The sequence below is a fragment of the Janthinobacterium sp. GW823-FHT03B06 genome (assembly GCF_058796955.1).
In genome coordinates this window covers 114,967-129,086 of the sequence record NZ_JBXAJE010000006.1, presented here as the reverse complement: position 1 = coordinate 129,086, position 14,120 = coordinate 114,967, and the positions used below count along the sequence as shown (strand labels likewise).

General features: G+C 62.8%; 14 protein-coding genes and 1 pseudogene. 5 read left to right on the top strand and 10 right to left on the bottom strand.

What is annotated here, in order from left to right; all coding sequences use genetic code 11:
- The first annotated feature begins 31 nt into the window (after positions 1–31).
- Both AC1RBA_RS19920 and AC1RBA_RS19915 read left to right on the top strand, forming a co-directional pair.
- Entirely contained in the window at positions 32–1,213 is a 1,182-nt protein-coding gene (locus AC1RBA_RS19920) for an acyl-CoA dehydrogenase (RefSeq protein ID WP_070220528.1), read from the top strand.
- Positions 1,213–2,460, top strand: coding sequence for a CaiB/BaiF CoA transferase family protein (locus tag AC1RBA_RS19915; RefSeq protein WP_492419650.1), 1,248 nt, complete (start codon positions 1,213–1,215; stop codon positions 2,458–2,460). The genes AC1RBA_RS19920 and AC1RBA_RS19915 overlap by 1 nt, the downstream gene beginning before the upstream one ends.
- A 127-nt stretch (positions 2,461–2,587) precedes the next feature.
- Here AC1RBA_RS19915 and AC1RBA_RS19910 read toward each other — a convergent pair whose 3' ends face one another.
- Genes AC1RBA_RS19910 through AC1RBA_RS19900 form a run of 3 tightly spaced genes read right to left on the bottom strand, consistent with a single transcriptional unit; the run spans position 2,588 to position 4,393 of the window.
- Positions 2,588–2,914 (bottom strand): barstar family protein, encoded by a 327-nt coding sequence (locus AC1RBA_RS19910; protein WP_492419649.1) that lies wholly within the window; start codon positions 2,912–2,914, stop codon positions 2,588–2,590.
- Between the two features lie 8 nt (positions 2,915–2,922).
- A complete protein-coding gene (gene dapB / locus AC1RBA_RS19905; protein ID WP_099374061.1) occupies positions 2,923–3,732 on the bottom strand; it encodes a 4-hydroxy-tetrahydrodipicolinate reductase in 810 nt (269 codons plus the stop codon).
- A gap of 19 nt (positions 3,733–3,751) precedes the next feature.
- A complete protein-coding gene (locus tag AC1RBA_RS19900) occupies positions 3,752–4,393 on the bottom strand; it encodes an outer membrane protein assembly factor BamE (protein ID WP_492419755.1) in 642 nt (213 codons plus the stop codon).
- Between the two features lie 196 nt (positions 4,394–4,589).
- Between AC1RBA_RS19900 and fur the strand changes: the two genes are divergently transcribed.
- Positions 4,590–5,021, top strand: a complete 432-nt coding sequence (gene fur / locus AC1RBA_RS19895; protein WP_034745717.1) for a ferric iron uptake transcriptional regulator — start codon at positions 4,590–4,592, stop codon at positions 5,019–5,021.
- A gap of 51 nt (positions 5,022–5,072) precedes the next feature.
- Here fur and hrcA read toward each other — a convergent pair whose 3' ends face one another.
- Both hrcA and AC1RBA_RS19885 read right to left on the bottom strand, forming a co-directional pair.
- On the bottom strand, positions 5,073–6,089 hold the full coding sequence (hrcA, locus tag AC1RBA_RS19890; protein ID WP_034745713.1) for a heat-inducible transcriptional repressor HrcA: 1,017 nt from the start codon (positions 6,087–6,089) through the stop codon (positions 5,073–5,075).
- 117 nt (positions 6,090–6,206) lie between these two features.
- Positions 6,207–6,932 (bottom strand): HAD family hydrolase, encoded by a 726-nt coding sequence (locus tag AC1RBA_RS19885; protein ID WP_070220538.1) that lies wholly within the window; start codon positions 6,930–6,932, stop codon positions 6,207–6,209.
- Between the two features lie 246 nt (positions 6,933–7,178).
- Between AC1RBA_RS19885 and AC1RBA_RS19880 the strand changes: the two genes are divergently transcribed.
- Both AC1RBA_RS19880 and AC1RBA_RS19875 read left to right on the top strand, forming a co-directional pair.
- Complete coding sequence (locus AC1RBA_RS19880) at positions 7,179–7,778, top strand: hypothetical protein (RefSeq protein ID WP_070220540.1); 600 nt, start codon at positions 7,179–7,181, stop codon at positions 7,776–7,778.
- 41 nt (positions 7,779–7,819) lie between these two features.
- Positions 7,820–8,401 (top strand): hypothetical protein, encoded by a 582-nt coding sequence (locus AC1RBA_RS19875; RefSeq protein WP_492419648.1) that lies wholly within the window; start codon positions 7,820–7,822, stop codon positions 8,399–8,401.
- Positions 8,402–8,588: 187 nt separating this feature from the next.
- Here AC1RBA_RS19875 and mmsB read toward each other — a convergent pair.
- The 5 genes and pseudogenes from mmsB to AC1RBA_RS19850 form a co-directional block, all read right to left on the bottom strand.
- Positions 8,589–9,497 (bottom strand): annotated as a pseudogene (mmsB, locus tag AC1RBA_RS19870) (3-hydroxyisobutyrate dehydrogenase); the annotation flags it as partial.
- 14 nt (positions 9,498–9,511) lie between these two features.
- Positions 9,512–10,639, bottom strand: a complete 1,128-nt coding sequence (locus AC1RBA_RS19865) for an enoyl-CoA hydratase/isomerase family protein (RefSeq protein ID WP_492419647.1) — start codon at positions 10,637–10,639, stop codon at positions 9,512–9,514.
- A complete protein-coding gene (locus AC1RBA_RS19860; protein WP_492419646.1) occupies positions 10,632–11,417 on the bottom strand; it encodes an enoyl-CoA hydratase in 786 nt (261 codons plus the stop codon). Before AC1RBA_RS19860 ends, AC1RBA_RS19865 begins: the two co-directional genes overlap by 8 nt.
- Positions 11,414–12,574 (bottom strand): acyl-CoA dehydrogenase family protein, encoded by a 1,161-nt coding sequence (locus tag AC1RBA_RS19855; protein ID WP_492419645.1) that lies wholly within the window; start codon positions 12,572–12,574, stop codon positions 11,414–11,416. The genes AC1RBA_RS19860 and AC1RBA_RS19855 overlap by 4 nt, the downstream gene beginning before the upstream one ends.
- Positions 12,575–12,583: 9 nt before the next feature.
- Positions 12,584–14,092 (bottom strand): CoA-acylating methylmalonate-semialdehyde dehydrogenase, encoded by a 1,509-nt coding sequence (locus AC1RBA_RS19850; RefSeq protein ID WP_492419644.1) that lies wholly within the window; start codon positions 14,090–14,092, stop codon positions 12,584–12,586.
- Positions 14,093–14,120: the final 28 nt, after the last annotated feature.

Here is a 14,120-nt window from a genome sequence, read left to right as displayed (position 1 = left end):
CGATCACCGGCGCTCACCTGCGAGGCCTGTGATGAGCAAAACCGTATTCGACTGGAATTCCCCCCTGCTGCTGGAAGAACAACTGACGGGCGACGAACGCGCCGTGCTGGAAGCGGCCCGCGACTATTGCCAGGGCAGCCTGGTGCCGCGCGTGCTTGAATCGTTCCGCCATGGCCGCACGGACGCCGCCATCTTCCGCGAAATGGGCGAGCTGGGCTTGCTGGGCACGACGATACCCGAAGAATACGGCGGCGCCGGCCTGAACTACGTCTGCTACGGCCTGGCCGCGCGCGAAGTCGAGCGCGTCGATTCGGGCTACCGCTCGATGATGAGCGTGCAATCGTCGCTGGTGATGGTGCCGATCAATGCCTTCGGCAACGAAGAAACCAAGCAGAAATACCTGCCGAAACTGGCGACGGGCGAATTCATCGGCTGCTTCGGCCTGACGGAACCAAACCACGGCTCCGACCCGGGCAGCATGGTCACGCGCGCGCGCAAGGTGCCGGGCGGCTACAGTATCTCCGGCGCCAAGATGTGGATCACCAACAGCCCGATCGCCGACGTGTTCGTCGTCTGGGCCAAGGACGATGAAGGCGCGATCCGCGGCTTCGTGCTGGAAAAAGGCTGGAAAGGCCTGTCGGCGCCGGAAATCCACGGCAAGGTGGGCTTGCGTACCAGCATCACCGGCGAAATCGTCATGGATGAAGTATTTTGCCCGGAAGAAAACGCCTTCCCCGACGTGCGCGGCCTGAAAGGTCCATTTACTTGCCTGAACAGCGCCCGCTACGGCATCGCCTGGGGCGCGCTGGGCGCGGCCGAAGACTGCTACCTGAAGGCGCGCCAGTACACGATGGACCGCCAGCAATTCGGCCGCCCATTGGCTGCGAACCAGCTGGTGCAAAAGAAACTGGCCGACATGCTGACGGAAATCACCATGGGCTTGCAAGGCTGCTTGCGCCTGGGCCGCATGAAGGATGAGGGCTCGCCCGCCGTGGAAATCACGTCCATCATGAAACGCAACAGCTGCGGCAAGGCACTGGACATCGCCCGCATGGCGCGCGACATGATGGGCGGCAACGGCATTTCCGACGAGTTCGGCGTGATCCGCCACCTGGTCAACCTGGAAGTGGTGAACACCTATGAAGGCACGCACGATGTGCACGCGCTGATCATCGGCCGCGCCATCACCGGCATCGCCGCCTTCAGCAACTGATGGACGCCCTGGCTTCCACCCTGCGGCCCGCGCCGTTGAGCGGCTTGCGCGTGCTCGACCTGTCGCGCGTGCTGGCCGGCCCGTGGGCCGGGCAAATGCTGGCCGACCTCGGCGCCGACGTCGTCAAGGTCGAGCAGCCGGGACGCGGCGACGACACGCGCTCCTGGGGGCCGCCGTATCTGAAAGACGCGGACGGCCGCGATACGGCCGAGGCCGCCTACTTCCAGTGCGCCAACCGCAACAAGCGCTCCTTGTGCATCGACCTGGCTGCCCCTGAAGGGCAAGCCCTGGTGCGCAAGCTGGCCGCCGAATCGGACGTGCTGCTGGAAAATTTCAAATTGGACGGATTGAAGCAATACGGCCTCGATGCGGCGAGCTTGCTGGCGCTCAACCCGCGCCTCGTGTACTGCTCCATCACGGGTTTCGGCCAGGATGGGCCGTATGCGGCGCGCGCCGGCTATGACTTCTTAATCCAGGGCATGGGCGGCCTGATGAGCATCACGGGCGTGCCCGATGGCCAGCCGGGCGCCGGACCGCAAAAAGTGGGTGTGGCGCAAACGGACATCCTGACGGGCCTGTACGCCACCATCGCCGTGCAGGCCGCATTGGCCGAACGCGAGCGCTCGGGCCTGGGCCAGCATATCGACCTGGCCCTGCTCGACGTGCAAGTGGCCGCGCTGGGCAACCAGGCCGCCAACTACTTATGCGGAGGCAAGGTGCCGCAGCGCATGGGCAATGCGCATCCGAACATTGTTCCGTATCAAGACTTTCCCACGGCCGATGGCGACATGATTCTGGCGATCGGCAACGATGGACAGTTTTCGCGTTTTTGCGCCGTCGCCGGCCACCCGGAATGGGCACAGGACGAACGCTTCGCCACCAACCCGCAGCGCGTGGCGCACCGGGCGGTGTTGATACCGTTGATGCGCCAGACCACGGTCATGCGCACGACGGCAGAGTGGATCAGCGCGTTCGAGGCGCAAGCCGTGCCGTGCGGCCCCGTCAACCGCATCGACCAGGTCTTTGCCGACCCGCAAGTGGTGGCGCGTGGCTTGAAAGTGGAGATGCCGCATCCGACGGCGGGCACGGTGGCGCTGGTGGCCAATCCCGTGCGCCTGTCCGGCTCGCCGGTGCAATACCGCTTGCCGCCGCCCTTGCTGGGGCAGCATACGGACGAGGTATTGCAGCAGTGGCTGGGATTGGACGGTGCGGAGATTGACGGCTTGCGTGAGCGCAAGGTGGTGTAAATGTTGGTCGTCTGGACGTAGGTCGGATTAGCGGGGCCGCCGAGGCGCTTGCGCGCAGTCCGACCTGCACAGCCAACAATGTTGTCGGATTACGGCCCGCAGGGCCTAATCCGACCTACGATTCCATTCACTTGAGTACCAGTTTCAATGCCGGTTTTTCACCGTAATCGTCATAGCGCTCATTGATGCCGGCGATGCAAAACGTGATTTCTTCCAGCAAATCAGGCACTTGCGCCTTCATCACGTCAGCGTCCTGCACCACGATGTCCAGCACTTCGTTCGGTTTCAAACGGAACTGCGTCATGTTTTCATCGTCGCGCAGGTAGCTGAGGCAATCGACCCAGGCATCCATGCTGTTGCCGTAGAACGCGGGGAAACCGAAGGCTTGCACGCATTGTGCGTGAAAGCTCGCTTCATCGGTGATGTCTTTTCCATTCAGGAGGGCAGTGGCCATGGTACTCCTCAGTTCTTCAGCGACAGCACATCCTGCATGTCGAACAGGCCCGTCGGCTTGTCGGCCAGGAAACGCGCGGCGCGCAGGGCGCCGTGGGCGTAGGTGACGCGGCTGCTCGATTTGTGGCTGATCTCGATGCGCTCGCCGATGCCGGCAAACAGCACCGTATGGTCGCCGACGATATCGCCGCCGCGGATGGTGGCAAAGCCGATGGTCGACGGATCGCGTTCGCCCGTCACGCCTTCGCGGCCGTACACGGCGCATTCCTTCAGGTCGCGGCCCAGGGCGCCGGCCACCACTTCACCCATTTGCAGGGCCGTGCCCGATGGCGCATCGACCTTGAAGCGGTGATGCGCTTCGATAATTTCGATGTCGTAGCCTTCGGACAGGCTTTTCGCGGCCAGTTCCAGCAGCTTCATGGTGACATTCACGCCCACGCTCATGTTCGGCGCGAACATGATGGCCGTCTTTTCGGCGGCGGCGGCAATGGCGGCCTTGCCCGCGTCATCGAAACCGGTGGTGCCGATGATCATCTTGATGCCATGCTCGGCGCAATACGCCAGGTGCTGCAAAGTGCCTTCGGGGCGCGTGAAGTCGATCAGGTAATCGGCATTGGCCAGGCCGGTGGCAAGGTCCGACGCGATCAGCACGCCGGCAGGCTTGCCGAGAAAGGCGGCGGCATCCTGGCCGACGGACGGCGAGCCGGCGCGGTCGAGGGCGCCGGCCAGCACGGCGTCGGGTGCGTTGCTGACCGCTTCGATCAGGATATGGCCCATGCGGCCGCTGGCGCCAGCGATGGCAATTTTCAGTTCAGTCATTTTATTCTCTTACAACAACTTATTTGGTGGGTTCGGCGGCAGGCGTCGGTGCTGGCTCGGCGGCAGGCGCCGTTGCTGGTGCTGGTGCAACGTCAGGCTTGCTCACAGGAATGGCAGGAGCGGCATCGGCCGGTACCGGCACGGCGCTTGGCGCCACGGGCGATGGCACGACGGCGGCAGGCACGTCAGCCTTGGCGACCTTGGCGAATGGCGACGGACCGGCGATGCGGTCGATATACTCTTTCTCCGTCGGCAAGTTGCCGCCTTCGAAACGTTCAACCTTGCCATCCTTGCCGAAGTACACGACCACGCGGCTGCTGGTGGTTTCGCCACTGCCCCGCGCCAGGCGGAATGGATAATCCCAGCGGTCGGCATGGAAGATATCGGTCAGCAGCGAAGTGCCGAGGACGAAACGCACCTGGTCGCGCGTCATGCCTACTTTCAACTGGGCCAGCATCTCTTCGGAGACAAAGTTGCCTTGTTGAATGTCAGGACGGTAGGGCGAGAAAAACCACATGAATTTTTGCAGCGGCGTAATGGTGGTCGTTTGTGCGCCCTGTTCGGGAACCAGTGCCTTGCCTTCTTTTTGAGCAGCTGCCGGCTTTTCGCCAAGAATGCCACGGTTGGCGCAGCCGGACACGGCCAGCGCGACACAGACCATGCCTGCCACGACTGGTGCTCGAAATGAAATACGGTGCCAGAGAGATGGCAATACAGCCGGGGTTACGCGCATAAATGACCTCAATTGGATGAACAAAACGCCAGGAGTGACCGGCCCGCCAAAAAAAAGCATATTTTGGCACTCCCCGACAAAACGCTATATGATAAAGCACCTGACCCACATACGAGCAACAAACATGAGTAACAATCCTAGTGATCTCAAGGCAAGCGGCCTGAAAGCCACCCTGCCACGGCTGAAGATACTCGATATCTTCCAGAGTAGCCCGGTACGCCACCTGACCGCGGAAGACGTCTACAAGATTCTGCTGGCCGACAATATGGATGTCGGCTTGGCAACTGTCTACCGTGTCCTCACGCAATTCGAACAAGCCGGCTTGCTTAACCGCAACCATTTTGAAACCGGCAAGGCGATTTTCGAACTCAACGAAGGCTCCCACCACGACCACCTGGTGTGCCTCGACTGTGGCCGGGTCGAAGAATTCTTCGACGAAGAAATCGAAATCCGCCAGCAAAAAGTGGCCGAAGAGCGCGGCTTCAAGATCGCCGAACACGCCCTGGCCATCTACGGCAACTGCACCAAGACAGCTTGCCCGCACAAAACAGCCTGACCCACGCCGGCCGTTCCCGCAAGGGGCCGGCCGGCGCAGCATTGAACCGCATCAATGATGGCTGAGCGCGCTCGACAGCAGCTTGGCCGTGATGTCGACGATCGGAATGACGCGCTCGTAAGCCATGCGCGTCGGTCCGATCACTCCCAGCGTTCCCACGATCTTGCCGTTGACTTCATACGGCGCCGTCACCACGCTCATCTCATCCATCGGCACCAGGTTCGATTCGCCGCCGATGAAAATCTGCACGCCCGTCGCCTTGCTCGACACGTCGAGCAGCTGCATCAAGCCCGTCTTTTGCTCGAACATGTCGAACATCTGGCGCAGCGAATGCATATTCGATGACAGATCGCTCACGCTGAGCAAGTTGCGCTCGCCGGAAATGACCATGTCGTCGCTATGGTCGGCCATCGCTTCGCTGCCCGCCTCCACGGCCGCCTGCATCAAACTGCCCATGTCGTCGCGCAACTGGCGCAGCTCGCCTTGCAGGCGCACGCGCACGGCGTCGAACGACAGGCCGCCATAATTCTGGTTGATGTAATTAGCCGATTGCACCAGTTGCGCCGGCGTATAGTCGGCCTCCGTCAGCAATAAACGGTTCTGCACATCGCCGCCGGGCGCGACGATGACGAGCAGGATGCGCTTTTCGGACAGGCGCAGGAATTCGATTTGCTGGAACACGGATTCGCGGCGCGGGCTGAGCACGACGCCGGCGAACTGCGACAGCGACGACAGCATCTGCGCCGCGTTGGCGATGGTTTTTTGCGGCTGCGGCGTCTGCAGGCGCATGCGCGACTCCACCAGGTGCTCGTCCAGGTGCCGGACGGTCAGCAAGGTGTCGACAAAGATGCGGTAGCCACGCGGCGTGGGGATGCGTCCGGCCGAAGTATGCGGACTGGACACATAACCGAGCTCTTCCAGGTCGGCCATGATGTTGCGGATCGTGGCCGGCGACAGGTCGAGGCCGGAAATTTTCGACAAGGCGCGCGAACCGACCGGCAGGCCGTCGGCGATATATCGCTCGACCAGGGCTTTCAGCAGTGTTTGGGCACGTGTATCGAGTTGCATGGTGTCTTAGGTAAGCAAATATTCTTTAAACAAGCATATTGTTAAGCAAGCGGCAACGAAAGCGGCCGAACGTGCATCAACAGCGCCTATTATGCACGTTCGCCCGTCCGACGGCGATCAATCTTCCAGCTGCCCCTGCAGCCACAGCAGCAATTCATCAAAGTTGGCGCAGATGGCGTCGGGCTGCACGCCGGCGGCCAGGTGAGCGTCGCTGCCCTTGCGGTTCATCCACACGGCACGCATGCCCGCCCCTTGCGCCCCCGTCACGTCGAAATACAGATCGTCGCCGACATACACGGCCTCATGCGGCGCCACGCCCAGCGCGGCGCAAGCGGCCAGGAAGATGCTGGCGTCAGGCTTGGCGACGCCAAAATCGCTGGCGGCAATCGACACTTTAAAATGCTGCGCCAGGCCGATAATTTCAAGGTCCGCATTGCCATTCGAGATAGAGCCGACCAGCATGCGCTGCCCCATCCAGGCCAGGCCGGGCAAGACATCGTCATACGGCTGCACGCGATGGCGCGCGGCCAGGAACTGCGCGATGGCGCCGTCGACCAGGGCGGGATCTTCGCCGGCGGCCTCGAAGGCGGTCAGCAAGCCCGCGCGGCGCAGCTCGATCAAATTGCCATGGAAATGCGGTTGTTCATTGAGCATGGCCAGACGGTGCTGGCGCAACAGCTCGATGGAAAACTGCTGCGCCACCTTGGGCGCATGCGTGGCCAGCCAGTCGTGCAGCAGGGTTTCGGCGGCGGCAATCACGGGCGCGATGGGCCACAAGGTATCGTCGAGGTCGAAGAGGATGGCCTTGGGCGGCACGGCAGGTTTTACAGGGGCAAGAGACATGGAACTCACTATATAGATGCCGCGTCACGGTGCGCAGCCCGCAGCTATTGTCGCACCGATCGCCGCCGCCGGCATGGCGGCGCCCCCATGAAATGGGGCCGGGCCGGCGCTTCCCGGCGAAAAATTGTTACAGGGTGATACAAGGCAAGATCATCCGGCTTGCCAGATAGACTAAAATAGGCGCCATTCCAATGCGGCGCCAGCGTCCGCGTTGCGCTACCCAACCTAATTCGTTTTGGAGAATGTATGAAAAATTTGTACCTGCGCTCGATGCTGGCGGCGGCTTGCGCCGTCACATTGGCGGCCTGCGGCGGCAGCGGCGGCAATCTGTATCTGAGCGGCCAAGTCGTCAATCTGGCAAAAGATGGCCTGATTCTGCTGAATGACGGCGAACGCCTGCCTGTCACCTCAGGCCAGACTTCCTTTGTTTTCACCAAGCTGGTCAGCACCGATGACCGCTACGATATCACCATCGCGCAACAGCCAAAAGGCGCCGTGTGCACGATTACCAATGGCGCCGGCAAGGCATCGAGCTATACCGTGACCACGGCCCAGGTGATTTGCGTGACCAATACCTACCCGCTGAGCGGCACGATCACGGGCCTGACCGCCGACGGTTTGACCCTGGCCATCGGCAATATCACCACCAGCCCGCTGAAAGGCAGCACCAGCTATACGTTCCCGAATGTCAATGACGGCATCGCCTACAATATTTCCATCGCGACGTATCCAACAGGCCAGACGTGCAGTTTCGTGGGTTCTGCCAGTGCCAACGGCCGCGATGTCGTCGGCACCATGGGCTCAGCCGCCACGACCGGCGCCGCACTGAACTGCACGGCGCAGTAAGCCACGCGATTCGTCACCACTATATTGGATTGGAGAAATACATGAAGTTATCCTGCCTGCGCCTTATCGCCGCGCTGCTGTTGACCCTGGGATTGGCTGCTTGCGGCGGCAAGGCCTCGTATGATGTCGGTGGCACCGTCAGCAATTTGAACACCGAAGGCCTGGTCCTGGTCAATGGCGGCGATCCGCTCCCGATCAAAGCCGGCCAGACCTCGTTTACCTTTGGCAAGCGCATCGACTATGGCACCGACTACAACATCACCGTACAGACCCAGCCAGCCCACATGACTTGCACCGTCAGTGGCGGAACCGGCTCGGCCGGTCACTACGTCAGTATCCAGGCATCGGTTTCCTGTGCGCGAAACGCGTACACGGTAGGCGGCACGGTGACTGGCCTGACAGCCGACGGCCTGGTCCTGATCAACGGCAATGCGCAAACCACGGTGGCCAAAGGCAGCACGACCTTCACTCTGGCGTCGCCTGTTGCCGATGGCGACAAGTATGGCATCAGCGTATTTACCCAGCCTACCGGCTTGAAATGCACCGTGGCACCCAACACGGGCGTCGGTGTGATGGGTGAAGCAAACGTGACCACCGTGCAGATCGCCTGCAATCCAGGCTAAGACTGTGGCGCTGGCAGCCGCGACGCGGCTGCCAGGAAGAGATATCACGAAAATCTATATTTGATATTCGAAAGATAAATTGGAGTTATATGTGGCGATGCAGCATAATGCATCTGTCTCCTCCAACTCTTCCAAGAATTGGATTTAGCCCGCTTTCACCAGCGGGCTTTTTTTTGTCCAAAATTCCTCAGGCGGGTTTATCCAAGCCCGGCTGCAGCATCTGCACGATGCTGGAGAAATCCTGCTGCGCATAGCCGGCTTGCGCATGCATCTGGTACAGCTGGCGCACCAGCCCGCCCAAGGGCGTGGGCGCGTTCGCCGACAGGGCCGACTGCTGCGCCAGACCCAGGTCCTTCAGCATCAGCGCCGTGCCGAAGCCGCCCGTGTAATTGCGCGACGCGGGCGTGCCGTCCATGACGCCGGGCCACGGGTTGTACACTTCCAGGGTCCAGTTGCGCCCCGAACTCTTGGCCATGATGTCGGACAAGACTTTCGGATCGAGGCCATGCGCCACGCCCAGGTTCAGCGCCTCGGCCGTCCCCGCCATCAGTATGCCCAGCAGCATGTTGTTGCAAATCTTCGCCACCTGGCCCGCGCCCGCCTCGCCAGCATGGAAGATGTTCTTACCCATCTTTTCCAGCAGGGGACGCGCCTGCTGCAAGGCCGCCTCGCTGCCGCCGACGATGAAGGTCAGCGTGCCGGCCGCCGCGCCCGCCGTGCCGCCCGAGACGGGCGCATCGATCATGGCAAAACCGCGTTCGCTGGCCGCCTGCGCCACTTGCCGCGCCACGTCGGCGGCGATGGTGCTGCAGTCGATGAACAGGGCACCGGGCTTGGCCGAATCGAGCACGCCGCCTGCCGCCAGGTACAGTTCCTGCACGTGCTTGTTGGCTGGCAGCATGGTGATGACGGCGTCCGCCGTCTGCACGGCCGCGCTGGCGGACGCGGCTGCCGTGGCGCCCGCCTCGACCAGCGACGCCACAGCCGCCGGCGCCAGGTCGAACACGGACACGTGGAAGCCGGCGGCCACCAGGTTGCGGGCCATTGGCGCGCCCATGTTGCCCAGGCCGATAAAAGCGATATGTTGCATATGTGTCTCCTGTTGTTCTTTTAATGCAGGTCGCGCAAAGGATGGCTATCCCATGGCGCCGTGAAATATTCATTGAGATACGTCTCGCTGACCTCGGCCAGGCTGGCCGGCTGCCACTGCGGCGCGTTGTCCTTGTCGATCAGCAAGGCACGCACGCCTTCGCTGAAGTCTGCATGGGCGCAACATTGGACGGCGACAATGAGTTCCAGCTGGAACACTTGCGCCAGGCTCAGATGGCGCGTGCGCTCGCGCATGGCCCACACCAGCGCGGCCGAAGTGGGCGCGCCCTTGTCCAGCGAGTGGGCCGCCTTTTGCAACCAGACCGAATCGCCGTCATACGCGGCAATGGCGGCCACCACTTCGGGCAAGGTGGGCGCTTGCGTCAGCGCGGCGATGGCGTCGAAGTTAGCGCGCACTTCGGACACGGGCAGCATGGAGGATGGCGCCGAGAAGCCGCGCAGCAGGCGGTCCAGCTGCTCGCTGTTCGCTTGCGGACTGGCTTGCCATTGCGCCAGCGTCAGCGCGTCGAGCACCATGTTTCGCTCTTCCTGGCGCAGGAAATAGTCGCCCAGGCCCGCGAACAGGGCGTCGGCCCCGTTCAAGGGCGCGCCCGTCAAACCCAGGAACAGACCGCTGCGCCCCGGCATGCGGCCCAGAAACCAGCTGCCGCCCACGTCGGGGAACAGGCCGATGGTGATTTCCGGCATGGCGATACGCGTGCTTTCCGTCACGACCCGGTGGCTGGCACCGGCCATCAGGCCCAGGCCGCCGCCCATGACGATGCCGCCGCCCCACACCAGCAGCGGTTTCGCATACGTATGGATGCGGTGGTCGAGCCGGTATTCCTCGGCAAAGAAGGCCAGCGCCTGCGGGTTCGGCACGACACCAGGCTGTTCCACCACGGCCGAACGCAGGCTGCGCACGTCGCCGCCCGCGCAAAAGGCCTTGTCGGTCGACGACTGCAGCACCACGCAGGCGACGGCGTCGTCAGCGGCCCAGCGCACGAGAGCGCCGTCGATGGCGCGTATCATGTCCAGGGTCAGCGCGTGCAGGGATTTGGGCGCGTCGAGGGTGATGACGCCCAGCTTCATGCCGCCAGGACAGTCGCGCTCCTCGATTTTCACGGTTTCAAGCAAAGTCTCAACCATTCTTCCACTCCGCCGGACGTTTTTCCAGGAACGCCTGCACGCCCTCTTTCTGGTCTTGCGTATCGAACAGGCCCAGGAACAGGGTGCGTTCATCGGGCAGGGAATCGACGAGCGGACGGCTGCGCGCGCCCTGGATCAGGGTCTTGCATGCCGTCACGCTGCTCGGGCTCTGGCGCGCCACCTTGGCGGCCAGGGCCAACGCCGTGGCGGCAGCCTTGCCGGTTGGAACAACTTCCTCGACGAGGCCGATGGCCAGGGCCTTGGCCGCATCGACTCTCTCGCCGCACAAAATCATGCGCTTGGCCCAGCCTTCGCCCACCAGCCACGGCAAGTGCTGCGTGCCGCCCGCGCATGGCAGCAAGCCGACCGAGGCTTCCGGCAAGGCCATCTGCGCGTGTTCCTCGGCGATGCGGATGTCGCACGCGAGCGCGCATTCAAGACCGCCGCCCATGGCATAGCCATTGATGGCGGCGATGCTGACGCCGCGAAACGCGGACAATGCCTCGAACGCCTCGCCAAACGCGGCGGCCATGGCGAATGCCGTGTCCTTGTTACCGTCGGCAAATACGTTCAGATCGGCGCCGGCCGAGAAGAACTTGGCGCCGCCGCCCGTGATCACGAGAGCGTACACGTCGGCGTCCGCATTCAGGTCGGCCACCAGTTCCTTCAGGGCGTTCAGGCTGGCCAGGGTCCACGTATGGGCGGGCGGGTTGTCGAGGGTCACCAGGGCCGTGTGGCCACGGCGTTCCAGCAGTAAATTTGTATACACTTTGCTCATCGTAAGGTCTCCGTGGCGCCGTCTTTCAAAATCGCTCGCGCGACGATCAGGCGCATGATTTCATTCGTCCCTTCCAGGATCTGGTGCACGCGCGTGTCGCGCACGTGGCGCTCGAGCGGGTACTCGCGGATGTAGCCGTAGCCGCCGTGCAACTGCAGCGCATCGTTGGCCACATTGAAACCCACGTCCGTGGCGAAACGCTTTGCCATGGCGCAATATGCCGTGGCGTCCGGGCTTTCCTGGTCGAGTTTCCAGGCCGCCAGGCGCACCATCTGGCGCGCCGCCACCAGTTCCGTCAGCATGTCGGCCAGCTTGAATTGCAGGGCCTGGAACTGGGCCAGCTCGCGGCCGAACTGCGTGCGCTCCTTCATGTACGTTTGCGCGCGCGTGAGGGCCGCCTGCGCCGTGCCCACCGAGCACACGGCGATATTGATGCGCCCGCCATCGATGCCCTTCATGGCGATGGCAAAGCCTTCGCCTTCCGCACCCAGCAAGTTACCGACAGGCACTTTCACCTGGTCGAAGCTAATGATGCGCGTGGGCTGGCTGTTCCAGCCCATCTTTTCTTCTTTCTTGCCATACACGATGCCGGGCAAATTCGCCGGCACGGCAAAGGCGGAAATGCCGGCCGCGCCCTCGCCGCCCGTGCGCGCCATGACGATCAGCATGTCCGTCTGGCCCGCGCCCGAGATAAACGCTTTCGTACCGTCCAGCACATAAAAGTCGCCCTCCTTGACGGCTTTCGTGCGCAAGGACGCCGCATCCGATCCTGACTGCGGTTCCGTCAGGCAATAGCTGGCCAGCTTCTGGCCGGCGGCCAGGGCCGGCCCCCACTCGTCGCACAGGGCTTCCTGGCCCCAGCGCGACAGCATCCAGGTGGCCATGTTGTGGATCGTGATGTAGGCCGTGGTCGAAGTGCAGCCGCCGGCCAGCTCTTCAAACACGATGGCCGCATCCTGGCGGGACAGGCCCAGGCCGCCCCAGCGCTGCGGCGTGTACAGGCCGCAAAAGCCCATCTCGCCCGCCTTGGCGATGGTTTCCACGGGGAAGATCGATTCCGCATCCCAATGCGCCGCGTGCGGCGTCAGTTCGCCTTCGGCAAACGCACGCGCCGCCTGCTGGAACTCACGCTGCTCGTCGCTCAATTCAAAGTCCATGGCAGCTCCTTACTTGAGGCTGATGGTGGTGTTGACCTTGCCCACCGAGGCCGCATCCGTGAACCAGCGCTGGGTAATCGTCTGCGTCTGCGTGTAGAACAGCACGACCTGCTTGCCGAACGGGCCCAGGTCGCCCAGCTTGGAGCCGCGCGAGCCCGTAAAGCTGAACAGGGGAACGGGCACGGGAATGGGCACGTTGATGCCGACCTGGCCCACGTCGATTTCTTCCTGGAAATAGCGCGCGGCCGCGCCGCTCTGCGTGAACAGGGCCGTGCCGTTGCCGTTCGGATTCGCATTCACCAGTTCAATGGCTTCGTCCAGGGTATCGACTTCGACGACGATCAGGACGGGACCAAAGATTTCCTGGTCATACACGACCATGCCGGGTTTTACGCCGGACAAGATCGTCGGGCCGACGAAGTTGCCGTTCGGATAGCCATCGACCTTCACGTCGCGGCCATCGAGCGTCAGCACGGCGCCCTGCTCCACGCCCTTGGCGATCAGGCCAAACACGCGTTCTTTCGCCGCGCACGAGATCACGGGGCCCAGGTCCGGATTATCCTTGCCCGCGCCCACCGTCAGGGTTTGCGCCTTGGCGGCCAGTTCCGGCAGCCACTCGCGCGCCTCGCCCACCAGCACGGCGACGGACGCCGCCATGCAGCGCTGGCCGGCCGCGCCGAAACCGGCGCCCAGCAACTGGTTCAGGGTCTGTTCTTTATTGGCGTCCGGCAAGACGACGGCGTGGTTCTTGGCGCCCATCATGCATTGCGCGCGCTTGCCGTTCAGGCTGGCGCGCTGGTACACATGCGTGCCCACCTTGCTGGAGCCGACAAACGAGATCGCCTTGATGTCCGGATGGTCGCACAGGGCGTTGACCACGTCTTCGCCGCCGTGGATGACGTTCAACACGCCAGCCGGGATGCCCGCCTGCAAGGCCAGGCGCACGAGTTTTTCCGTCACGAGCGGGTCTTGCTCCGATGGTTTCAACACGAAGGTATTGCCGCAGGCAATCGCCATCGGGAACATCCACAGGGGGATCATGGCGGGGAAATTGAATGGGGTAATGCCGGCGCACACGCCCAGCGGCTGCATCACGCTGTAGGTGTCGACGCCGCCGGCCACGTTTTGCGCGTATTCGCCCATTTGCAGGGTGCCGATATTGGCCGCATGTTCCACCACTTCCAGGCCGCGGAAGACGTCGCCTTCCGCGTCCAGCAAAGTCTTGCCCTGTTCCATCGTCAGGGTGGCGGCCAGGTCGGCCATGTTTTCGCGGATCAGCTGCTGCAATTTCAGGAAAATGCGCGCGCGGGCGCCGATCGGCGTCTTGCGCCAGGTTTTGAAGGCGCGCTGGGCCGAGGCGATGGCCGCGTTGACTTCATCGGGCGTGGCGAACGGTACCTTGGCCAGGACTTCCTGCGTGGCGGGGTTGACGACGTCGCGCCAGACGGTGGTGCGGGATTCAACCCATTCGCCGTTGATCAAGAGGGGAACGGTCGGAATTGTGTTTTGCGTGGTCACTCGGAGTCTCCTGGTTGGTATAGGTCTG